This is a genomic window from Hoylesella pleuritidis, assembly GCF_963541955.1.
Lineage (GTDB): Bacteria > Bacteroidota > Bacteroidia > Bacteroidales > Bacteroidaceae > Prevotella > Prevotella pleuritidis.
The window spans coordinates 52,790-76,556 of record NZ_CAUTUT010000005.1; the positions used below are offsets into that span (position 1 = coordinate 52,790).

The 23,767-nt window shown below is 42.1% G+C and carries 14 protein-coding genes; 6 read left to right on the forward strand and 8 right to left on the reverse strand.

Annotated features, from left to right (window positions below):
- Positions 1-345: 345 nt before the first annotated feature.
- The gene (gene ispE, locus RWY97_RS03200) at positions 346-1,188 is read right to left on the reverse strand and encodes a 4-(cytidine 5'-diphospho)-2-C-methyl-D-erythritol kinase (protein WP_315565493.1); all 843 of its coding nucleotides are present in this window, start codon (positions 1,186-1,188) and stop codon (positions 346-348) included.
- Between the two features lie 137 nt (positions 1,189-1,325).
- Here ispE and dnaB point away from each other — a divergent pair, with 137 nt between their 5' ends.
- Positions 1,326-2,837, forward strand: coding sequence for a replicative DNA helicase (dnaB, locus tag RWY97_RS03205; RefSeq protein WP_021584261.1), 1,512 nt, complete (start codon positions 1,326-1,328; stop codon positions 2,835-2,837).
- Between the two features lie 205 nt (positions 2,838-3,042).
- On the forward strand, positions 3,043-3,657 hold the full coding sequence (locus RWY97_RS03210; protein WP_021584327.1) for a tetratricopeptide repeat protein: 615 nt from the start codon (positions 3,043-3,045) through the stop codon (positions 3,655-3,657).
- A 183-nt stretch (positions 3,658-3,840) separates the two neighbouring features.
- Here RWY97_RS03210 and RWY97_RS03215 read toward each other — a convergent pair whose 3' ends face one another.
- The 7 genes from RWY97_RS03215 to RWY97_RS03245 form a co-directional block, all read right to left on the reverse strand.
- A complete protein-coding gene (locus tag RWY97_RS03215) occupies positions 3,841-4,776 on the reverse strand; it encodes a DMT family transporter (protein ID WP_315565496.1) in 936 nt (311 codons plus the stop codon).
- A 156-nt stretch (positions 4,777-4,932) separates the two neighbouring features.
- Entirely contained in the window at positions 4,933-7,752 is a 2,820-nt protein-coding gene (locus RWY97_RS03220; protein ID WP_315565497.1) for a M16 family metallopeptidase, read from the reverse strand.
- A gap of 13 nt (positions 7,753-7,765) precedes the next feature.
- Complete coding sequence (locus tag RWY97_RS03225; RefSeq protein WP_315565498.1) at positions 7,766-8,863, reverse strand: hypothetical protein; 1,098 nt, start codon at positions 8,861-8,863, stop codon at positions 7,766-7,768.
- 75 nt (positions 8,864-8,938) lie between these two features.
- Positions 8,939-10,615: a hypothetical protein gene (locus RWY97_RS03230; RefSeq protein ID WP_315565499.1), complete on the reverse strand. Its 1,677-nt coding sequence runs from the start codon at positions 10,613-10,615 to the stop codon at positions 8,939-8,941.
- Between the two features lie 25 nt (positions 10,616-10,640).
- Entirely contained in the window at positions 10,641-11,396 is a 756-nt protein-coding gene (locus tag RWY97_RS03235) for a DUF4843 domain-containing protein (RefSeq protein WP_315565501.1), read from the reverse strand.
- A 20-nt stretch (positions 11,397-11,416) separates the two neighbouring features.
- On the reverse strand, positions 11,417-13,033 hold the full coding sequence (locus tag RWY97_RS03240) for a RagB/SusD family nutrient uptake outer membrane protein (protein WP_315565503.1): 1,617 nt from the start codon (positions 13,031-13,033) through the stop codon (positions 11,417-11,419).
- A 23-nt stretch (positions 13,034-13,056) separates the two neighbouring features.
- Positions 13,057-16,119, reverse strand: a complete 3,063-nt coding sequence (locus RWY97_RS03245) for a SusC/RagA family TonB-linked outer membrane protein (RefSeq protein WP_315565504.1) — start codon at positions 16,117-16,119, stop codon at positions 13,057-13,059.
- A gap of 915 nt (positions 16,120-17,034) precedes the next feature.
- Here RWY97_RS03245 and RWY97_RS03250 point away from each other — a divergent pair.
- From RWY97_RS03250 to RWY97_RS03265, 4 genes are all read left to right on the forward strand, one after another.
- Positions 17,035-18,636: a hypothetical protein gene (locus RWY97_RS03250; protein WP_315565506.1), complete on the forward strand. Its 1,602-nt coding sequence runs from the start codon at positions 17,035-17,037 to the stop codon at positions 18,634-18,636.
- A 178-nt stretch (positions 18,637-18,814) separates the two neighbouring features.
- The gene (locus RWY97_RS03255) at positions 18,815-21,259 is read left to right on the forward strand and encodes an FtsK/SpoIIIE family DNA translocase (RefSeq protein WP_315565508.1); all 2,445 of its coding nucleotides are present in this window, start codon (positions 18,815-18,817) and stop codon (positions 21,257-21,259) included.
- Between the two features lie 137 nt (positions 21,260-21,396).
- Entirely contained in the window at positions 21,397-22,011 is a 615-nt protein-coding gene (gene lolA1, locus RWY97_RS03260) for an outer membrane lipoprotein periplasmic chaperone LolA1 (RefSeq protein ID WP_315565509.1), read from the forward strand.
- 3 nt (positions 22,012-22,014) lie between these two features.
- Positions 22,015-23,523, forward strand: coding sequence for a DUF5687 family protein (locus RWY97_RS03265; RefSeq protein WP_315565510.1), 1,509 nt, complete (start codon positions 22,015-22,017; stop codon positions 23,521-23,523).
- Positions 23,524-23,767 lie beyond the last annotated feature (244 nt).

Genomic DNA, 23,767 nt, shown 5'->3' on the forward strand with positions numbered 1-23,767 from the left:
TATGTAAAATCAGCAGGATTTAATAGAATCGTATAAGTTTCCGTGAACAAAGAATTTCCTTTTCACAATATTTGATTATTCGAGATGCTGCTCGCGCACCGTCCGTGATGATTACTCTTTAGAAATGAACAGCGTATAGCATGTAGGCGGAGGAAAACCTGTGGTCGTTAATTTTCCGCCCCTTGTAGTCAATCCAAAGCCTAAAGATTTCGGCAAGACTGAAAAACATTTGCAGGGCGGAGGTCAATATCCCCGCCCCGCTTTTCTTGACAGTATCCATCTTAGTTCTCTTATAGTTTTCTTGCAATTCTTTTTCGATTCTCTTGCAATCCTTCCTTAAAACTCTTACAGGCAAAATGAATAAACGAAACAATTCTTGAAGATATCTCTTAGGCCGATGGGTGCTTCTCCTTGAAAAATTCCGAAAAAAGCACTTCCACTTCCGCTCATTTGTGCATACACGGCTCCTGAACGGTACAGCGCTTCTTTAACAGTCCTTAGTTCAGGATGCACGGCGAAAACGGGGACCTCGAAATCATTGGTCAATCCGTCTTTCCACGTCTCGACGGGCTGTCTGACAATGTCTCGGCAACATCGGACAGGCTTTTGGGGCGCGATGGCGGCATAGGCCTCGCGAGTGGAAACGGAAATCTCGGGCTTGACAACGACGAGTGAATGGCCACACAGCTGATCTGCCGGTCCCTCTGCCGGCGAAAGGATATTGCCGATTCCCGTTGCATAAGCGGGTTCGGCAGTGATGAAGAAAGCACAGTCTGCTCCCAACATCGCGGCATAGTGCTCCATTTCAGCTTTGCTGATATTCAGTCGAAAACGCTCGTTGAGGAGACGGATCATAAAGGCGGCATCGCTCGAGCCACCTCCTAAGCCTGCCTGCGAAGGAATTCGTTTGTACAAGTGCACGTGCACACGATCGAGCTGATGGTCACGGGCCAGTAATCGGTAGGCTCTGACCACCAGATTGTCTTGTTCGTTTCCGTCGACGACATTGCCCGTTATTTTCAGATCGCACGACGTATCCGACGGAAAGGCTCCATCCATTCGTTTTACTTCAAGGACATCGTACAGTGGAATGGGATAAAATACCGTTTCAAGATCGTGATAACCGTCAGGGCGGCGGGCCACGATATTTAGCCCTAAATTAATCTTAGCACAGGGAAATGTAATCATCGTCGCTTCTTTTTATTATGCAAAAGTAATCAATAAAGTGGAAAGATCGGGATATTTTTTGTATTTTTGCACTCGATTCTCGGCAGAACCGGGTCTGTTATCCATTCTGTACGATAATCAGAATTACAATACGAAATATGCCGGAAAATAAAGGAAAAGGTAGGAAGAAATCATCGGCTCTGATCGATTCTCAATACGGGCATCTGCAACCGCAGGCCTTGGAAATCGAAGACGTAGTGTTGGGTGCGTTGATGATCGACAAAGATGCTTTCTCTATTGTCAGTGAGATCATTCGTCCCGAAACTTTCTATGAACCTCGGAATCAGAAAATTTTCACAGCAATTCGCCATCTCAATATGAATGAGCGCCCAGTGGATATTCTCACGGTTACGGAGGAACTGAAACGCGAAGGAACGTTGGAAGATGTCGGGGGAGGTGCACGTATTGTCGAGTTGAGTTCTCGCGTGGCTTCGTCAGCCCATATCGAGTATCACGCCAATATCTTGGCGCAGAAATTCCTGGCTCGTCAGCTCATTACGTTTGCCGGCCAGATCGAGAGTGAGGCTTTTGACGAGACTTCCGATATAGCTGAACTGATGCAGCACGCCGAGGGTAGGTTGTTCGAGATCTCTCAGAAGAATATGCGACAGGATTATACGCAAGTAGAACCTGTGGTACGTCAAGCAGTAGAGATTCTTCAAAAGGCTTCTGCCAGCAGCGGTGGGTTGACCGGCGTGGCGTCGGGATTTACCAAATTGGATGATATTACGTCAGGTTGGCAACCTTCCGATTTGGTTATCATTGCAGGGCGTCCAGCAATGGGTAAGACTTCATTTGCATTGAGTATAGCTAAGAATGTAGCCGTCAATTATGATGAACCGATTGCATTTTTCTCGCTCGAAATGAATAACGTGCAGCTGGTCAACCGTCTTATATCCAATACTTGCGAAATCGCAGGTAACAAAATGTTAAGCGGTCAACTCACGCCCGATGAATGGGAACGGTTGGACAAGAACTTGCAGAAGTTGAAAGAAGCTCCTCTTTATATCGATGATACGCCTGGATTGTCAGTCTTTGAACTGCGTACGAAAGCACGCCGATTGGTTCGGGAGAAAGGTGTGAAGGTGATTATGATCGACTACTTGCAGCTGATGAATGCCAACGGAATGAAGTTTAATAGTCGTCAAGAAGAGGTTTCGACAATCTCACGATCGCTAAAAGGTTTAGCTAAAGAGTTGGATATCCCGATATTGGCACTCTCACAGCTGAACCGAACCGTAGAAAACCGTGAAGGACTCGAAGGCAAGCGTCCGCAGTTGAGTGATCTCCGTGAGTCAGGAGCCATTGAACAAGATGCCGATATGGTGCTTTTTGTGCATCGTCCGGAGTATTACCATATCTTTCAAGACGAAAAAGGAAATGATCTCCACGGCATGGCACAAATTATTATAGCCAAGCATCGTAAAGGCGCTACGGGTGATGTACTTCTCACTTTCCGAGGAGAATATACCCGATTTGAGAATCCTGAGGACGGATTCAGTCATTCTTCTACACCTGATTCAGGCGGAGAAATTATCGGAAGTAAAATGAATGGAAACAATATTCCATCTGACTCTCTGCCAATGCCTGATAATGATATGCCTTTCTGATTCGATAATATTGTTTATAACAAATTGTTAGGGTGAGTTCCACCTTTCAACAGCGTTGCTCCCCCTATGGAAAAATTAGATCAAGTTTATGATAAGAGAAAATAGAATAAAAACTTCGTTCTCCTTGTGGAAAAAGATTATAGGTGAGTCCTTACTCTTCCTTTTATTTTTCTCGCTCCCTCTTTCAGCCCAAACAAACAGAGTTTTGAGGGATAGCTTAGCCACAGCCTCAGAACGAGTGGCTTACCATCCGGACAGCATTGATCTGCGATTACGCAAAGCTTCGTGGAATATAATGTTAGAACAATGGAGTTTTGCTCGCGATGAATACGACTATATACTTCTTCGAGAACCTGATAATATTGCAGCACTTTATTATCGTGCCTTTGTCAATGAGAAATTAGGGAGATTGAATTTTGCTCGCTTGGATTATGAGAATCTTTTGAAGCGTGTACCCGGAAATTTTGAAGCACAGTTGGGGTTAGCATTACTTAATGAAAAAGATCATCATTACACAGAGGCCTTCAATCAAATTAATCAGCTTATTGACCAATTTCCCAATAACCCCATAGCATATGCGGCGCGAGCTGGTATCGAGAAAGAACGGAAGATGTATGAATTGGCGGAATATGATTATGGAGAGGCTATCAAACGCGATATTACTAATATCGATTACATTTTAAACCGTTCAGATGTACGCTATTTGTTAAGTGACTATGTAGGAGCACGGGAAGATCTCGATAGAGTAGTTAATCTCGGTATTTCTCGTGCTAACCTCCGAAAGTATTACAACCGATTAAAAATTAAAAGGAAAAATTAAGGAATATATTTTCACAATAGAATATGATTTACCGTAATTTATCATAATATATATTATATATCTTAAAGTAGTTGGAGTGAGCGGAAATGGAAAGACCTCACTCATAAAACTTCTTTTGGGATTGAATATAGAATGTATCCGCATTACCACCTCTTACCGCGTATAGTGCGCCAGACCTATACTTTATAATAAGAAGAACAACGAGACGCCTATTACAGAAACAATAGCGCCGATAACTCCCTTGACGGTGAGGCGCTGATGAAACAGGTAATAAGACAGAGGCAGGATGATAATAGGACTCATTGACATCAGTGTACTGGCAATTCCGGCCGCAGTATACTGCACAGCAACCAACGAGAAACCCACACCCACAAGCGGTCCGCTGATAACAGCGATGATCATCGCCAACATCCCCTTGCGATCTTGTACGCTGTGAACAAACAATCGACTCTCGCCCTTGAGCAACAACCACGCCGTAAAACATATCAGACCCGTGATGCAACGGATTGCGTTGGCACTGAACGGTAGCAGCGGCCCTATCTTAGGAAGCAATTCAGCCGGCACTTCGGCGATGTAGGTTTTGATGCCCATCATTCCGAGAACTAATCCTAAGCCCTGTCCTACCCCAGATCCAATACCGTAAAGCACACCTTTAAGCGGCAGTTGAAGCACCAGTCGCTTGCCCTCTCCGCGTCCGAGCACTGACACGGCGATACCACCGATCGTCACAGTCATTGCCACTAAGCTCTGCCAACCCAGCTTCTCGTCCATCAAAAGCCACGCTGAAACGGCCGCATACATCGGAGACAGGGTGACAAGAAGCTGTCCGTAACGCGAACCAATGGTGAGGTAACTGTTCAGGAGACACCAATCGCCGAAGAAATAGCCAACAAAGCCCGACAAGGCAAGCCACATCCACGTATCTACCCGCGCATAAACAGGAAATGGATAGCCTGCCAGCACCCACGTCAAAATACAAGACAACACACATCCCAGCAACATTCGCCACACATTCAGCACCAATCCACCCCACTGTCTGCCAGCAACTTCGCAGGAAAGCGCTGCCACCGTAAACGAGAATGCTACGCCCAAAGAGATGATTTCTCCAATATATACCATTTTTCTATGGTTAGGATAAAAACAGATTTTGCGGCTGCAAAGATAGTAAAAAATCTAAGATTACGAAAGAAAACACCTTATTGTACATAGAAAGTGTATAAATTAAATGTAGGGACAGATACAATCGCCCTGTCCCTACCAACCTACCACTACAAATTATTCTTGCGGCAGCATAACAACTGAAATGCAATTGCCACTTTGAAGAATCTGTTTCATTAAATTGCACAAATCTTGTGGAGTTTGTGCCTTGATAATCTCTTTGTAACGAGCGTGCAGATCGATACCATACCTACGATACATATTGATAACACCACTCCAATAGGCATTGGTCTTCACTGCATTGTCTACATTCTTGAGCATATACTCTTTAACTTTGGCTAACATCGACGCGTCGCAGGTGCGGGTCATCTCTTTGGCTTCTTGGCGGATAATTTGCAGAGCCGTATCCTTTTTCTCCGGCTTCATCGGACAGGTTACAAGAACAGTATAATCGTGATATCCATCTTCAAGGGTAGCATTGCCTTCTGCACCGCACGAATAAGCAGCCCCAGCATCTTCACGAATTTTTTTGAGATAGACCATACTGAGAACCTGACCGATCATATTCACTCGGACTGCATTCTCAATTGTATAAGGCAAATCTGTATTGTGCCAGAACAGATAAGCCATCGCTTTCGGTGTTTCCATCTTGCGACGGAAAGTGTTGTCGATTACTCCCTTTTGGAAAGCATTGGTAATATGTCCTTTCTCTATCTTTCCTTTGGCGGGAAGCGATGCCAGATAACGGCAGATCAACTTACGTAGCTGCGGCTCGTCGAAGTCGCCGATGAAACTGAATGTCCATCCGCGGGCATTGGCTGTGCGCTCGCGGGCAATCTTCAAGATACGAGCATAATCGATCTGGGGCAGATCATCCATCAAAACGGGTTTGAGTCGCGGATTATGTCCATAAATCGTAGCTGCCAAAGAATCGCTAAAAATGACATCGTGCGAAAGATTGCGGTTTTTAAGAACTATCTTCCACGAATCTATCAGTTTATTGAATGCCTTATCGTCGCGTGTGATATCAGTGAAATAAAGGTGTACCAATTGGAGCATAGTTTCCACATCACGTTTCGACGAAGAACCTCCGACACCTGTATAGAGATCGCCGATGGAGAGATGAGCATTGGCTATCTTTCCAGCTAAGATCTTAGGAAGTTCCATACTGGGGAAGCCGCCTAAACCACTGATACCAATTATATCATCAAATACCGCGAGATTAACATAGTCTTTCGAACCGTAAAGCGACTTGCCGCCATAACCCGTAGCGGAAAGATTGACCTGATCTTTCTTGAAGTCTGTCTTTTTCAAGATCACTGTAACACCATTAGAAAGCGTGAGCTCCTTATAATCGAATCTATCATTCTTCTTTTCTTTGACAATTCGCCCTGATTTCGGCAAATTAGTCATCAGAGGTTTGTTCTTGACATTGTCCACATAGGGAGTGAGCTTCGCATTTCGGGCTGCGTGAACAGCTTCGAGCAGCGCTTCACGAGTAGGATAAACATTACCTGGTTTCTCGTTATTGAAATTGACAATAACGAGATTACGATCTGTCTTAGGCAGCAACTGCGGGAGGATTCCGTTAATATCACTCAGTGGTATCATCGGAATGAGTTCTTTCATTATCTGATAATAATCCTCGAAAGCCGGGATCGGTTCGTTGGATAAGAAATTGCCTTTATAATCATCGGCAAATGATGCGCTACTACGCTTATCACGACTGTTGAATGCTTTATCCAGACTGCTGAGAATATTAGCCTTGGCACGATCGTATTCCGCCTGTGTAAAACCAAACTCAGAAGCACGATAAGCCTCTACCAATGCTGCTTGAATAGCAATGGATGCCTTTTCTATATCTTTCGGTGCAGCACTGATGGTAAAAGCATTTTTGGTTTTGGCAAAGATAAAGGAACCGTCGCCAGCACTGGCACCGATAAAAGGATAGTCCGTTTTTTGTGCAACTTCAACAAACCTGTCATTAAGCATTCCGAGAGCCAAGTTTTTGACATAATTGGCAACGATATAATCCATCTTTCCTTTCAACGAGTCCGGCCACGCATCGTGCTTAAACATTACTTCGACAACACTGTTAGACTGCTCTTTATCTTTATCGATAATAATAATAGGCTGTTCATTATCAGGTACAGGCTCATCTAACACGGGTGCCATATTATTGGGATTTTTAATGGAACCAAAAAGTTTCTTGATCATCGCCTCCGTATGGTCAACATCTACATCTCCTACGACAATGATACCTTGATTAGATGGATGATACCACTTCTCATAATAGTCGCGCAATTCTTTTGGTTTAAAATTGTCGACAACGCTCATTAGTCCGATCGGGAAACGTGCACCATACTTAGACCCCGAGTACAATGTCGGAAGATTGCGCTCTAACATACGTGAATTTGCACTGGTCCGTTCACGCCATTCTTCGTGAATGACACCACGTTCTTTGTCTATTTCAACAGGATCAAGCGTAAGTGCATTAGCCCAGTCGTGTAGAATCAACAAACAAGAATCTAAAGCACTTTGACGGGTAGTGGGCACATTAGAAATGTTATAAACGGTCTGATCGATTGATGTGTAAGCATTCAGGTCGCCTCCGAACTTTACACCCAAACTTTCACAATACCGAATCAGTTCATTTCCTTTGAAATGATCAGTACCATTGAAACACATATGTTCAAGAAAATGGGCCAATCCACGCTGGCTCTCTTCCTCCTGAATAGATCCTACTTTTTGTGCAATATAAAAGTCGGCACGATGCTCGGGCCAATTATTGTAACGAATATAATATTTCAATCCGTTAGGCAATGTACCGATACGTACAGCCGTATCGACAGGAATTTGAGGAATCTGTGTTTGTGCAACCACCTGAAAAGAGGCTAGCACAAATATCCCTAATAAAAACTTTCTTAGGTTTTTCATCGTTTGTCAACAATTATTTTTTAGCCGGTGTGGTAAACTTCACTTTCTGTAAACTACCCCACTTACCATCTACATTCTTAGCAAGCGAGCAAGCGATATAAGTGGTATTTGGCATCGCATTCCATTGTGCCCTATCAACACGGTATTGATTCCAATAGGGATCATTGGGAATTTCCTTCTGCAACATCTTGATAACGCCGTTATCTCCCATATCCGGTTTATTAAACGCCTCTTCGGTGATGATGAGATCACGGTGAAGCGAAGCCTGATCATTGGGAGTATAAACTACCATTTGGAAATAACCGGTAGACTCACTGCCACCGAACTCACCGATTTTAATAGAAACAGAAGCCTCGCCCTTACCACCGAGTTTCTTGGTTGTAACGGGAACCTTGGTAATCTCTTGGAAGATACCGTTCTTATCCCACGGTAATACGCACAGTTCATAGGGAGTATTGGGAATCATCCCACGCCACGTATAAACTTTTTCAGCCGTATAATCTTTTCCACTAAACTGCTTGATCATATCATAGGCATTCGAGAATCCCATCATATGCCCGTGCTGTTCTATGGTCTTTTCAATCGTTCCGGCTTCAAACTCGCAAAGGGCGAATCCTGCAACCTCTGCATTGGGAGTAAACTTGATGGTTACACTATCCGGACCAAGTGCAATAACCTGACCAACTACTTCTGGAGAAACAAACCCCTGACGTCTTGGAGCAATGAAAGAAGCACGCTCTACTTTACCCACTTTACCGTCTTTGTCATAGCCTAAACTTATCAATGTATATTCCTTCTCGGGTACAACGATAAGTCCGAAATCCACAAGTTTTTTATCTTTAATATCGTCTGTATATTTCTGTTTTTTTTGATTACTGAAATAGTCTGCCATATTATCATCTCCAATCATCGAAGCAATGTCTGAGGTAAAGAGAGCGAGACAATAAGTTCGACACTCTGGAGACTTTCTAAGCGAAAGTGTCGGGGCACCCGACTTTGCCACGCTGACGCTGAGTTTTACCGTCACTTTTTCATTCTTTTCTGCCGCATTAAGAGCAAATACGGACATAAACAACAGTATAATGCTGCTGATACATTTTCTTGAAATCATATTTTTATATTTATCTGTGAATAATCAGAGATGGCAAGGGGCACACAATGTGCTGCCCCTTGCAACCCATTTTAATTAATACATATCATAGTATGCACTTATAACTCCCAACTGCTTAATGGAAACGACTTTTCCACCGACATTATATTTCTTGAGAAAACGAGGTGCAGGTAAATCCACTACATTGTAAATCAGAATATCACCGTTCTCACATCCGACAATCAGATGAGGATAATCCATTACATCCACATAAGCAGTCTCCCTATCATAAGTTATAAAAGTAATTTTAGAAGTAATACCTTCAAGTGGCAATTTTTCTATCCGCACAGTTGAAGATGCCCAAGTAGAACCTCGGACAATCGCATAAACCTCTTTATCCTCAGAGAATAAATCATAATAGGCTTTTAACCTGTTCGTAATACGTTCTCCTGCAGCTACAAGAAATTTCGTATCCTTATTAAGATGATGTCCCGCAACTTCATAAGGGAAATAGTAAGTGTACGCCATCGGAATATTCAAACGTCGTCCACGATTGTCTATCGTAAATGTACCTACCATCGATTTACCTCCTGTGTTATAATAAATCTGGAACCAACTATTATTATGGTCAAAATATTGTGCTCCATTGATATTGGTCAGGAACAAAACTTCCGCATCTTCCGGCATCTCCATAATCGGAGCACCTTGCCAATTAGGATAACTCAATGTAGTCATCCAGCTACGATAGCTACCGTAAGTTCCTTCTAAGGAGGTGGCAATAATCACTCTTCTGTTTTTCTCATCATAGCAAGGGATATTGGTAATTCCCCAGCAAGTATGTCCAAATGAAGTGATCTTATAGCCTTTCTCATCAAGATAGTAAGGTTCAGTAAGAAATTTACCACCCAAATAGTTCTTTGACATCTGGCGGCTAAAAACCCTTCCGTCCTGTGTTGCTACCCAAGTAAATGCCGGTGATTCTGATCCGCCGACTTCCTGATCGCGCCGTGCACTGACCTTAAAATCAGTAGGTGTTCCGGCAGCAAATCTTGAACTTAAATCCCATACCTTTTTTAGGGTAGAAGCATCAAATACCGACGCATCTCCTTCTTGTGTAGTAACCGTAATTGAACCTGTTTTACTTACATTTTTTGCAAAAGCTACATCCAATTGCTTCGGCGTTCCTGGAATGTCTCCCGCCTGATTCGGTTTAAGTTTGAAATCAGGAACGGTAAACTTCCCACTTGCATCTCGCCCATATCGCAAACTCATCACAGATAGTGCACCAACATTAGGTGTTTCCGGCGATTTTACAGAATAGACTATAAAATCCCCATCTGCAATCGGCGGATAAAGAAAGATTGTCGTTTTTGCTTTAAACGAAACACCGGTAGATTTTTCAATGATAGCAAAATCTCCATTCAGGTAACTTTCCGTAGGATAATCTTCTAATCCAAGCCGTTTCAGAAACTCTTCGGTCGGAATAATCTCTGTCAACTTATCTGAAAAAACTTTCCCATTATACCGCCATTCGTAGCGTACTTCCTGGCTGCGTTGCAACGAATCCAGACTACCCCAATTGAATACTTTCGAGGCGTCAATTTTTGTATTAGACCCACCACGTCCAACAATTTGGATTGGCTTAGAAGATACATCAATCAACCACGTAGGCGGTTTCAATGATTCATATTTATAATTGCCATCATCACTGAAACACGAGCCCAGTAATATCGGCATAAGTATCCATACAATAGCATATTTTATCTTTCTCATAATGCTTGATATTAATAGATATAGGTTATACATTTACCGTCATAATACTTCCATCCTCTTCCTTTGCTTGATCGGGATGGTCTGTCAACCATTTCTTGAATTTCATCACAAGTTCTATCGCCTTATAAGGAGCTGTTTTCAGCATTTCCTCATTCAGAGTTGCTCCCGGGTCAATATAAAGCAGGAACAATTTATATTTACGGCTAGAATATGCGCCGAAGAGATTGTCAGTTACCTCCTTATCCCACCATTTAGGTTTCACGGCATCGCGTATCAAAGTAATAATACCTCGTATACGTTCTGTTTGCCCCAATCGTAGATCCCCCATAGGCACAAGTTCTACTGTAAGCCGTATCCCGTGCGGCATATCTTTGAGTCGTGCCGATCTGTACATCTTAATCCCGATGGTGTCACTTCGATTCGTTGCTCCTTTTGCAGCCGGACGTGCTCTGAAAGTATAATGATCTGCCAGCTTATATTCATCAGAGGTTGCTGTCGTCATCTCAGGCACGACCTTTAATCGGAATATTTCATCCTTTTCCAGATCTCTTCCTGCCATATTGACAACAACCTGAGCCTCCAATTCATTAACATTATCGGTATAGAAAAAGAAAGATGCAAGTGTAGAATCTGCCTTTTCTTTTCCTGGTGACACCGCGTCTTTATAGAATTTCTCAAAATAGATATAATGTTCGTCTCCAAAGATTTTCAGACTTTCTTCCTGACAGGAGGAAAGTAGTAAAAGTACTGTCAATGATAGAAAATACAAATACTGTTTCATAATCGAATACTGTTTTAAGATTATCTTGTTTCGTCAATAGGTATCGGAAGTACGCTTTCGGCGTTGGTAAAGGGAACAACGGTTCCGTTATCCCGTTTTACACCTGCATTTAACCGCTTATAAAGATAAAATAGCTGTCCTTCGCTAATCCATTCACGCTGTCCTTCACGTACCAAGTCTTTTACAAAGCCGTCAAACGAGTTTTGCACCGGCAATTTATACTCGCGCAATCCTCTTTTCTCACGCATTGTATTCAGAATTTCGTATGCACCGGCAAAGTTGTTCTTTCTCGCCTCGCATTCAGCAATAATATATCTCATCTCAGAAGTACGCAACAGAGGGAAGATATTAATGGTACGATCACGTTCTTTTGTGTCTTTTTCTTTAACATACCACTTGGTAGAAAGAGGATTTCCATAAGAACCTGACGGTTCGTAGATAAGGCGCTTAGCCCGAATATCCGTTTCAGACTCGTCTACACCACCAGTCGTCTTGAATATATCCTGTCCATTTTTATTGATGACACACAGATTATACTGTGCCGGACTCTGTTTCACACGTGGGAATTGGGCTTCCAAAGTAGACAATTTGTTCTCCATTTCATTATCTCGATACAGCCCCATTATTAAATTACCAACCATTCTTATATCACGCATTTGCTCAGGCTGCTCATCCCAAGAAAAAGCGAAATTCTCATCTTTAAATGGGCTGTATGTAGTAGACTGTGCTCCAGAAAAGGTAACATTAAGTATCTCTTCGGCATAAGCCTTAGCCTTGTCCAAAGAGGTAGGATCGTAAGTACCGTTATATTGATAAACTCTTGCTAGCAATGCAGTAACAGCCCAATAAGAGAATCGATAGCCTCGACCAAGGAAAAACTCGTCAACCTTACTTTTATCGGCTGCCCCTTCCATTCCATAACTCAATTCATTATAGAATCGAGCATTTCCCGATACACTTGCGCTCAGTCCTAATGGTGTTTCATCAAAGGTCTTTAGCAAAGCTCGTGCTTCTTCTAAGTCGGCAATAATTTTACCCATTGTTTCCTTAACCGTAATATGCGGTGCCTGCGTATTTGGGAAATCGGTTATATACGGAATATACACTCTGCTATCATCGTTAACGGGAGCAGGAGCAAAGAGACGTAACATATCGAAATGCAGGAAAGCTCTTACAGCCTTGGCCTCACCGAGAATAGTATTCTTCTCTATCTCTCCTTGACTGAACTTATCGTTACTCTCTCCCTCAATATTCTGAATGAGGTTGTTAGCAGAAGCAATGACATTGAATGCTTTCAGCCAGAGTTGATCGAGCTGTGGGCGCAAATCCTTATTATTATATTCGCGTTTGCCGGCAGCAATCAAGACCGTACTATTCAAATCCGCAGTAGGAACATTCAGGCTATACTGATTAGAGAAAAAATCTACAAGTCCAAATTGTAAATTTGCTCCATAAAGATCGTCGGTGACCATATTTTTGTATAGTCCATGCAGAGCCGAGCGATAGCCGTCGCCTGTTTCAAATAGTTCCCCGGATGTAGAACGTCCTTCCACCGGAACATCCAACCAGTCACTACAGCTGACGAACATTATCGACAACAAACCTGCTATTAATATTGAATATTTTATCTGTTTCATATTCTTGAGCATTAATAAAAGTATTAGTAACTTGCACGCAGACTTATACTGTAAGTATGTGCATAAGGATAAGAGAGACCACGCTCGACCTTAACCGTACTCCACTTGACTAAATCAGAGGCATTAAACGCTACGGACAGCGCACTGAGTTTAAGTTTCGATGCAAACTTCTTACCAAAATCATAGCCTATGGCCAAACTATTGAAATGAATATAGTTATCATTCTGTACAAAGCGAGATGTGGCATTTGTGTAGCCATTTTCACGCAACCCATAATAAGGAGACACATCGCCCACCTTACGCCATCGCTCCGTAATGATACGACGGTCTACATTCGAGTTCTTTATATCGGCATTTTCCACCTTCGAAACTAATGTATGATTATAGTACTGACCACCAAAAGCATAAAGGAATGAGGCGTTAACAAAAAAGCCTTTATAAGCGACATTGAAACCGAATGAACCTTGAGCATCCGGTCTCGTATCACCGCAAACCACCATATCAGCCGAATTCCATTCTTTGGTTATTGTTCCATCTTTTTTCAAGAATAATTCTTTTCCGGTTGCCGGATCGATGCCCAATGAACGAACAGCATAAATGGCAGAGGTAGAAGCACCGACATAGTAAAGAATAGGAGGAACAGAGCCACCGCCTCCCGAATGTTCGGAACTGTAATTATCGCGTATTTTCTTATTATATTCTTCTATTGACTCATTTAATTTAGTTATTTTGTTTGTGTTGGCTCCCATAGTGGCATTTAACACCGCTGACCAGTCGCGATTACGGAAAACCGTAATATTCGTTTTAAGTTCAAAACCTTTATTAACAACTGCGCCGACATTACCTTGGTAAGACGTAAAACCTGATGACGGGCGAATGCGTATCTGGTCAATCATACGGTCTGTCATCTTTCTATAATACGTCGCCTCTATGTAGAATCGTCCTTTAAAAAGTTCAGCGGTAAGACCGAAATCCAACGTCTTCGTCAGCTCCCACGACAAATTCGGGTTACCTATTGAAGAAAGATTAACAGCAGGACCAGTATAATACCACGACGAAGTATCTACCTCATAGCTGGTGACGACATCAAAGCGTGAGAAACTAACCTTACCGGTGGTTCCATAAGTTCCTCTCAATCGCAGAGAGCTGATCCAGGGAATAGATTTGATGAACTTATAATTGTGCGCATTCAGACCTAAACCGATAGAAGCGAAAGGAGCAAAGCGTTTATCCGGTGAGAAATTTGACGAACCATCAAGGCGGAACGACGCATCCAGTAGATATACCTCATTAAAAGTATAGTTGAGTGCTGCTAACCAACCAAATGTACGTGTGGTGGATTCTGTCTCTTTCGTCTTCTGAGCCTGCTGTGCCGCATAAATCGGTTTGTTAAGACTGCCAATATTAAATCCTTCTAATTGATAATACGTTAATTTACCGATCTGTTCTTGTACATCGAGGCCACCTGACAGATTGATAAAGTGATTGGCAAATCGCTTGTTATAATAGAGCATAACATTGGTTTTCCATTGTAACGACGTACTGTTACTGGTGTCGAGTGTTCCTTTCTTATTATTACTGAGCGACTTAAACACAGGGTCTTTCGGATCCTTAAAATTCCTTGTTTCTTCCTTTATCTGGCTCACACTGAATGTACCACGCACATAGAAATTCTGGGCAAAGTAAATGTTCACACCCAAATTATTGGTTATATCGGTCGTGTTACCCCGCCCTGAGTAACTATGCAGATACTGTTCCTGCCACAGCGGGTTTGTTATCTTCGACATTGGTAATGTGCGCAGATATTTACCATCTTCACCATAGATGGCATCATAAGGTTCCAGCTTTGCATAATTACCGAAATTACCAAAGGGAGAATTCTCATAAGTCGAATGGTTCAATGTTACCTGATTCTGTATCTGTAACCATTCTCTCAGACGATAGTCTATCATCATTCCTGCCCCGTAACGATCACGAAAAGAGCCTTTCATCACACCCGCATCCTTATTGTAGTTCATATTGAGCATATAACGCATAGAGTTCACACCTCCCGAGAGCGAGACATCGTTACGCCAGTTGTATGCATTACGCAGCGGGCGTGACAACCAGTCAGTATTGACACCACGGCGTACCTCATTCAACTTGTTATTGAATTCTATTTCCTTGTCAATAGTAGACGAGGTATCATACCCCTCATAAAGACCGGCATCTTTCTCTACCTGCAACTTCTCGGCAGCACTGGTTAAATTGTAATCTGAAAGATCCGGGAAAGTAAGTTCGGCTGTCGAATTATAGTCGATGCGTATCTCTCCTACCTTCGGCGGAACGGTCGTAATGACAACGACTCCGTTTGCAGCACGTGAACCGTAAAGAGCCGTTGCAGCAGCATCTTTGAGGATGGTGATACTCTGGATACGGTTAATATCCATATCATAGATTTTTTGTACGCTCACCTCAAATCCATCAAGCATAAAGATAGGCATATTGGGATTATCGCGTAAATTCGTACGACGGGTAAGCGCTTGTCCGTTGGCATCAAACTCTTGGCGTGTAATGTTAGATGCACCGCGGATATTAATCTCATTTATATGATTAGGATCGGAACCGAACCCTGCATTATCGAGAATACGAAACGAAGGGTCGAACACCTGCAAGGCTTTCACGGCATCCTTGACATTCACCTTTTTCAATTCGTCGCTCGTCACGACAGTTGCCGTACCCGTAAAACTGTTCTTTTTCAGTTTTTGAAAACCCGTTACTACCACTTGGTCTATCTGTGCAGCATTCTCTTCCAGATAAATAGTAAAGTTCCGTTTCTTACCAACGGTGAACTGGCGTGATTTAAAACCAATGTAAGTAACTTGGAAAACATCCGTAGGACAACATCCGTAAATGACAAAACGGCCGTTAGCATTAGTCGCCGTCCCTCTGCTTCCATTCTTCATCCGCACTGTTGCTCCGACAATCGGATCATTGGTGGTATTGTCAATCACAACACCCTCGATCGTCACCCTACCCGACGTGTCGGTTGCCTGCGCACAGGCCCGATCACTGAATAAGAATAATGCGATCAACCCAATAATCACATTCAAAAGTTTTGATAAGTTTTTTCGCATAGGTATTACAAGTTTAAGTTTTTATTATCACAACACTTAGGGAGTGAGTTTGAATTTTTAGTTGTCGCAAATATAGATATTTTAGCGATAACTTCCAAATCCCGCATTCGTCCTTTCCAAGAAGTGTTGCAGTGCAACATCCTAATAAACAAAGGGGATTTGGATATTTAATAAATTAAACTAATCTTCATATTTGCAACATGTTTTTTATGGATTTTTCGTACATACCTTAGGATTTTGCCTTAAAAAACGTAAGTTTAATACATCAAAATGAAATAGGCCATTATCATTCATTCCTTCGCATACCGAAATATACGATTTTACGAAAACCAATATTACTTATAAACCGTTTTAATATATATAGATATAAAAATAAGATACCCATTTACAAAAAGATTCTCACCTTCAAAAACTTGCAACCGACTTAGACTATTATTATCTTTGCAGGTGGAAACCTGAAAATTCTGACCGAACAGAGTTTAAAGCACGACTACTGTAAAGATTAAACAAAACTTACTCCCACAGCCGACTCCCCTGAGAAATGTAGAAAAAGCCTCTGGTGTATCAGCGTCAAGCTCTCGTCACAGTAACGGAACGAGAGGGGGCAATGACAGGTCGTATACCTGTGGGGAACTCCTATACGAGTAGTGGGAAAGTAGTCATATACTTCTCCGGAGAGTCTCGCAACGCAGATTTTAGACACAAATACCCCAATATGGCAATTCTTATCCAGATTTTAGACACAAAGCTAATGCAAAATAATATTTTTTATGTATCTTTGTCATCAAAGTGTAATAGAGAGCCATCGAAATGAGATTTAACAGAAGACGAGGCACAACCGTAGTATAGCAATACCTACTGCACAGATTAGAATATTAACGATTAATGAAACAGACTAAAATGATAGATATAAAAAGAGCACTGTTATTGCTCGGGTTTATGGCTGCATTATGCGGATGTCAAGACCGGGTACAGAGCAAACTTGAAAAAATCGACTCGCTACTGACACAAGATAATGTAGATGCTGCTTATATGTATCTGCATACCTTACCGCCTATCCTCCCCGAAAATAAGCGGGATATAGCTTATTACACACTATTGAAAACGGAGATTCTCTATCGGAAGCAACTTCCTATTACCAACGATTCCATTGATTACCCGATGTTCTATTATGAACAGAAAGGACCAAAAGATAAATTAGCACGCGCCTATTATTATAAAGGTGTAATACAGTTCTTTTACCGAAATAATACTCTGAATGCCATCACGCTCTTGAAAAAAGCAGAAAATGCTGCTCGAGGACAGCATGATCTGGTGCTCTTACATAAGATTTATTCAACAATCTGTTATGTAAACCTGATCAGTAAGAATTATGCCACTGCTCTCGTCTATGCCAAACAAGCCCGTAACTTAGGATATAAGGCAAGAAACAAAATGTGGATTGCATACAGTCTCACCTATACAGCCAATGCTTACAGCGGCTTAGAAGAGCCTGACAGCAACTTGAAATACCTGTTGAAAAGTTTGGAATATTATCAGTATTTAAGCCGTGAGAACCAATCGGTTTTATTAGCTAACATCGGAGACGCTTATAATCAAAAAAAAGACTCGGTAAAAGCCACTGCCTATATTCTCAAAGCACTGAAAGAACGTCCTGACAATTACACTTATGCTATTCTGACAGATCTCTACATTCAACGGGGCGAAAATGATAAAGCCTATGAACTACTGCTCAAAGCACTTGATAGTCCTGATATTTATACACGAGAAAAAGCCCTTTATAATCTATTTCAATTAAAACAAAAAACGGGAGATTATAAAGAGGCTGTAAAAATAGCCGATACATTACTGACATTTAAGGATAAGCAACAAAAAGAATGGCAACAGAACAACATTTATGAAATCCAAAACCGATATGATAAAGAAGAAGGTGAAAAACGAATCCGTACTTATAAACTTTATACGGGAAGTCTCATCATCATCTTTATTCTCATAATTGTTACATTCGTGCTTTATCATAAATATAAGGTTACGAAAGCCAGACGTAATTTACTGCAAAAACACCTACTCCTTAACGAATACAGTGGCAGACTCGACGAAATGCAACATTCACAATCTGTAACCCATAAAGAACTGACTGCCTTGCGGCAAAGGGTGAACAACCTGAAAGACAAAGAGGTTCAGGTGCTCAGTAATGGCAAATTACTCTATGAAAGTATTACACAAAATCGAAACACCGTACATTGGAGTAACCAAGACTTTTTGGATTTCTTAGAATACTTCAAGTTCATAGATTCTCCTTACATTACCCAACTTGATGAGATTTATAATAATCTCTCTCCACGCCAATATCTATTCCTTATAGCCATCGGACGTATGAACAAAAGCGAGACTGAGGTAGGAACGATTCTTGCCATCAGTCCGAGTAGTGTACGTTCTATCAAGAGTCGCATCAAAAACAAGCGAATAAAAAAAGAAGGAAGATGATAAGTTTTGCATTCTACACAAGAAAGACTCTTATATCATCTTTTCAAAAGATACAGAAACAATCAAATCATTTAAAGTGTAAAAGAGAAAATTATCCTTCTAACATTCTCAACTAAATATTTTGTATTGTGTCCGATTTACAGTACATTTGCACTCGGATTTCATAAAACAACAATCAATGGCAAGAAAAAAAGCTGAACGCAAGCCGAAAAGCCTCGGAGAAGCGGTCGGACTCAAAAATATCTTCAATAATGAGAAGTCTGATTTCCTTTTGGGTATCATCCTCTTGTTCGTTGCTGTCTATTTGATCATTGCGATGGTATCATACCTTAAAACCGGACAAGCAGACCAAAGTATTTTGGAAAATATGCGATCGGGCGAATGGCTTAACCAAGACCGGCAATTCATCAATTATTGTGGTTCGGTTGGGGCGATACTATCTTATGAACTGATCACCATCAATTTCGGTCTTCCCTCGTTTCTTATTCCTGCTTTTATCATCTTGGTGAGTCTCCGCCTGATGAACGCTTACCAAGTAAATCTATGGAAATGGTTTTTCGGAATGGCGCTCGTAATGATTTGGAGTTCTGTTACTTTAGCCAAGTTTCTATCGCCATTGATGGGTGACCAAGTGTTTAATCCAGGCGGAAATCACGGCCTTTTCTGCGTGCAACAATTAGAAAACATCGTCGGACCACCAGGATTGACAGCTTTGCTCCTTTTTGTTGCATTGGCATTCCTTACGTACCTCAGTGCCGAAACAATCACGGTGATTCGTAAGGCGCTTAATCCGGTGAAGTATATGACATCGAAAATCAAGATGACTGTCACCAATAATCTCACTAAAAACGAATCGAGTGAGGAAACGACTACGGTGCAAGAATCTGCCGATGAAGTGCCAATAGCACCTCAACCGGCAATAGACCTGTCGACATCTGTCAACGCCACTGAGAACATTACAGGGCAACCTATTGCCGTGCAAGTGTCTCATCCCCTACCGGCAGGTAATGATGAGGCGGGACATTTCACCGTAGAAGTACCCAAAGGTGAAGATGTTGCAGGCAGCAATACACTCACTGCCGAAGAGATATTGAGCACACCAATCAATCCACGAGAACCTTTTCTCAGCTATAAATTCCCTACACTCGACCTTCTTAAAAAGTACGACAACGATGGGAAACCCGAAGTGGATATGGAAGAGATTCGCAGTAACAACCAGCGTATTGTCGAGGTACTGAATAGTTTTGGTGTGCAGATTCGTGAAATCAAAGCCACTGTCGGACCAACCATTACCCTTTATGAGATTACCCCGGCCGAAGGCGTTCGCATCAACAAGATTCGCAATCTCGAAGATGACATAGCTTTGAGTCTTGCCGCACTTGGAATCCGAATCATTGCCCCGATTCCCGGCAAAGGAACGATCGGTATCGAAGTACCCAATAAAAAGCCGAACATCGTTTCGATGGAGAGCATTCTCAATTCGAAGAAGTTCAAGGAGACTAAAATGGACTTGCCCATCGCGCTCGGAAAAACCATTACCAATGAGGTTTATATGGCCGATCTGACTAAGATTCCGCATCTTTTAGTAGCCGGAGCCACAGGACAAGGTAAGTCGGTGGGTCTCAACGCCATCATCACTTCCTTGCTTTACAAGAAGCATCCCAATGAGATGAAGCTCGTTTTGATCGATCCGAAAAAGGTAGAATTCAGTATTTATTCGCCGATAGCAAGTCATTTTATGGCCACACTGCCTGAGAATGAAAATGAACCCATCATTACCGATGTCACCAAGGTGGTGCGTACACTCAACTCTTTGTGCAAACTGATGGACACTCGCTATGATTTGCTGAAAATGGCAAGCGCCCGCAATATCAAAGAATATAACGAAAAGTTTGTCAATCACAGGCTCGATTTGACACGCGGACACAACTATATGCCCTACATTGTGGTCGTTATCGACGAGTTCGGCGACCTGATTATGACGGCCGGAAAAGAAATCGAGATGCCGATTGCACGTATCGCCCAACTCGCACGAGCCGTAGGCATCCATATGGTTATTGCAACCCAGCGTCCTACAACTACCATTATCACGGGTAATATCAAAGCGAACTTCCCTGGACGAATGGCTTTCAAAGTGAGTGCACAAATCGATTCGCGTACTATTCTCGACCGTTCTGGTGCCAACCAGCTCATTGGTCGTGGCGATATGTTGATTCTTGTCGGCAACGAACCTGTGCGTGTGCAATGTGCTTTTGTCGACACACCTGAGGTAGAACGTATCAACGACTATATCGTTTCACAGCCGGGACCGGTTGATCCATTAGAACTTCCCGAACCTTCAATCGATGAAAGTGAAGGCGGATTCAGCGGCGGAGGTGCTGACCTGCATAGTCTCGATCCTTATTTTGAAGAAGCAGCCCACGCCATTGTACTCTCTCAATCAGGCTCTACAAGTATGATTCAACGTCGATTCTCCATTGGTTATAATCGTGCCGGTCGTTTGATGGATCAGCTCGAAGCTGCCGGCATTGTCGGACAAGCACAGGGCGCAAAGCCACGTGATGTACTCATTACCGATGAAAACTCGCTCAATACATTGCTGGCACAACTGAATTGTAGATGAAAAATGAAAGGATAAGAGATGAAAGATAAGTACAAAGAGACTCATAAACTCTCCCACAAACTCAAAATTTACGAACTTATCAACTTAAAAACTTATAAACTCACAAACTCAGCAACTTAAAAATATAAGAACTCAATATGAAACGAATAATTTTATTATCAATATTCTTCTCACTTGTTGCATTTGCGAACATCAATGCACAAAATACAGGCCAAGCTCGTGCTATATTAGACCAGACAGCAAGTGTCATCGGGCACAAAGGAGGAGCTCGCGCCACGTTTAAAATGGTTGGCTCGAAGTTTGGAAACATCTCTGGAAATATTGCCATTAAAGGTAATAAGTTTTATGCCAATACGCCGAAAGCTATCGTTTGGTATAATGGAAAGACGCAATGGACTTATATGCGCGCCACCAATGAGGTGAATATCTCCACCCCCGATGAAACCAAACAAGCGGCAATGAATCCCTACACTTTCATCAATATTTATCGAAAGGGCTATGATATGGGTGTCAAATCCGTCGGAAAGAGTTATCAGGTGCATCTCGTTGCACAAAATAAGAGCCGCGGAATACAGGAATTCTACATCTCAGTCGACAAAAACACGTATGTGCCTAACCAAATCAAGATTCACCAATCAGATGGTTGGACTACAATAGATATTAGTAATTTCCAAACGAAGAACCTGAATGACAATGTCTTTACCTTCCCTTCCAAAGATTATCCGTCGGCAGAAATCATCGATCTTAGATAACCAATGAATCGAATCGAACTCTTTAAAACTTTACGCCACCATAGACAATGGGCAGAGAAAAGAGCTATTACAGCCAGTCAAAATAAGACAGCCAAATACACATTTCTTATTCTCTCGGGGATTGTATTGATTTATTTGGTAGGTGCCGCACTGATGTTGGCTATGATAGCCAATAAAAGTCAGCAGTTCACAGCTATCGAACTGCTGATGGGAGTCAGTCCGTTCATCCTCGCCATCGACTTTCTAATGCGTTTTGTCAGCCAACAAACGCCTGCACAAATCATCAAGCCTTATGTTCTGTTACCCATTCCCAAATATGCGTGTATCAATACTTTTTTAGCCACTTCACTGCTTACGTGGGGCAATCTGACATGGTTTGCCTTATTCCTTCCCTATTGTTTGATGTCTGTTGTATTCAGTTTCGGAATCGGACAAACCCTTGCCTTGCTTCTCCTCTTATGGATATTGATTCTCGCCAATAGCCAATGGTATCTCATTATAAGGACACTTCTCACCGATACTCAACTTTGGTGGCTACTCCCTATCGGTGTTTACGCACTCATTGCGACACCTATTTTTATCGGCGAACACAGCGGATTAGAAAACTTTTGTACACTTTGGGCCAGAGTAGGAACTGCTATCCACGACGGCAATCCCTTACCTTTCCTCTTCGCCATTATTTTACTCACAGCATTGCTCGCCATCAATCAGCGACTGCAATACATCCACATTTGGCGCGAACTGTCACGAACCGAGCAGACGTATCTGCGGAGTGTAAGCGAATTTAATTTCTTAGAACGTTACGGAGAAATAGGAGAATACCTCAAACTCGAAATCAAAACCATTCTCCGTAACAAAACACCGCGTAAAAATTTCATCTCAGCAACTGGTATCGTATTGGGTTTCAGTTTGCTGATTACATTTACCAATACTTACGACGGTGCGTTTATGGAAACGTTCTGGTGTACTTACAATTTTCTGATTTACGGTGCGATGATGGTCACCCGTATTATGTGCAATGAGGGAAATTACATCGATGCACTAATGGTGAGGCGTGAGAATATCCTTTCTCTATTGCAAGCCAAGTATATTTTCTATTGTGCGATACTCTTACTACCTTTTATTCTAATGCTCCCCACTGTCTTTTCGGGTAAGTGGTCGCTTCTGATGCTCATTTCTTACGGCGTTTTCACCGCCGGATTCCAATATTTTCTCCTCTTTCAGTTAGCCGTATATAACAAGGTAACAATACCTCTCAACACAAAGTTTATTACCCGTTCAGGCGTCGAAAACAATTATATGCAAGTGATTGCACAAGTTATTGCTTTCTCTATTCCCCTGATTTTGGTTTCACTCATTCAATCCGTTCTCAACGAAACAGCCTCTTATCTCATAATGTTCACCATTGGTATTGGCTTCATTCTTTCTCATCGCCTTTGGCTTCGCAATATTTACGGCCGACTGATGCGCCACCGTTACGATAACATCGCATCTTTTCGGGCATCGCGATAACAACGATCTCACTCCCATTCAACACCATAAGGAGTTGTCAAAAGAATTCATAAAAAAGACCCTTGAATACTGTCTTATTTTCAATTAAATGACTACTTGATCGAAATACGCGAATATTCGTAATTTTATAAAATGCGGATTATCAGATAATTAAGAATTACACGACATTTGAAATACGCTAAAGGTGCTATAAAAAAGCATAAATGGGAACCCGAAAGATACTTTCAAAGGCTCCCATTTATCA

Excerpts from the sequence above, each read along its gene's own strand:
- RWY97_RS03250 (WP_315565506.1), top strand. The coding sequence starts at position 17,035 with ATGAAACAGACTAAAATGATAGATATAAAAAGAGCACTGTTATTGCTC.
- lolA1 (WP_315565509.1), top strand. The coding sequence starts at position 21,397 with ATGAAACGAATAATTTTATTATCAATATTCTTCTCACTTGTTGCATTT.
- RWY97_RS03255 (WP_315565508.1), top strand. The coding sequence starts at position 18,815 with ATGGCAAGAAAAAAAGCTGAACGCAAGCCGAAAAGCCTCGGAGAAGCG.
- RWY97_RS03240 (WP_315565503.1), bottom strand. The coding sequence starts at position 13,033 with ATGAAACAGATAAAATATTCAATATTAATAGCAGGTTTGTTGTCGATA.
- RWY97_RS03225 (WP_315565498.1), bottom strand. The coding sequence starts at position 8,863 with ATGATTTCAAGAAAATGTATCAGCAGCATTATACTGTTGTTTATGTCC.
- RWY97_RS03235 (WP_315565501.1), bottom strand. The coding sequence starts at position 11,396 with ATGAAACAGTATTTGTATTTTCTATCATTGACAGTACTTTTACTACTT.
- RWY97_RS03215 (WP_315565496.1), bottom strand. The coding sequence starts at position 4,776 with ATGGTATATATTGGAGAAATCATCTCTTTGGGCGTAGCATTCTCGTTT.
- RWY97_RS03230 (WP_315565499.1), bottom strand. The coding sequence starts at position 10,615 with ATGAGAAAGATAAAATATGCTATTGTATGGATACTTATGCCGATATTA.
- RWY97_RS03265 (WP_315565510.1), top strand. The coding sequence starts at position 22,015 with ATGAATCGAATCGAACTCTTTAAAACTTTACGCCACCATAGACAATGG.
- dnaB (WP_021584261.1), top strand. The coding sequence starts at position 1,326 with ATGCCGGAAAATAAAGGAAAAGGTAGGAAGAAATCATCGGCTCTGATC.
- ispE (WP_315565493.1), bottom strand. The coding sequence starts at position 1,188 with ATGATTACATTTCCCTGTGCTAAGATTAATTTAGGGCTAAATATCGTG.
- RWY97_RS03220 (WP_315565497.1), bottom strand. The coding sequence starts at position 7,752 with ATGAAAAACCTAAGAAAGTTTTTATTAGGGATATTTGTGCTAGCCTCT.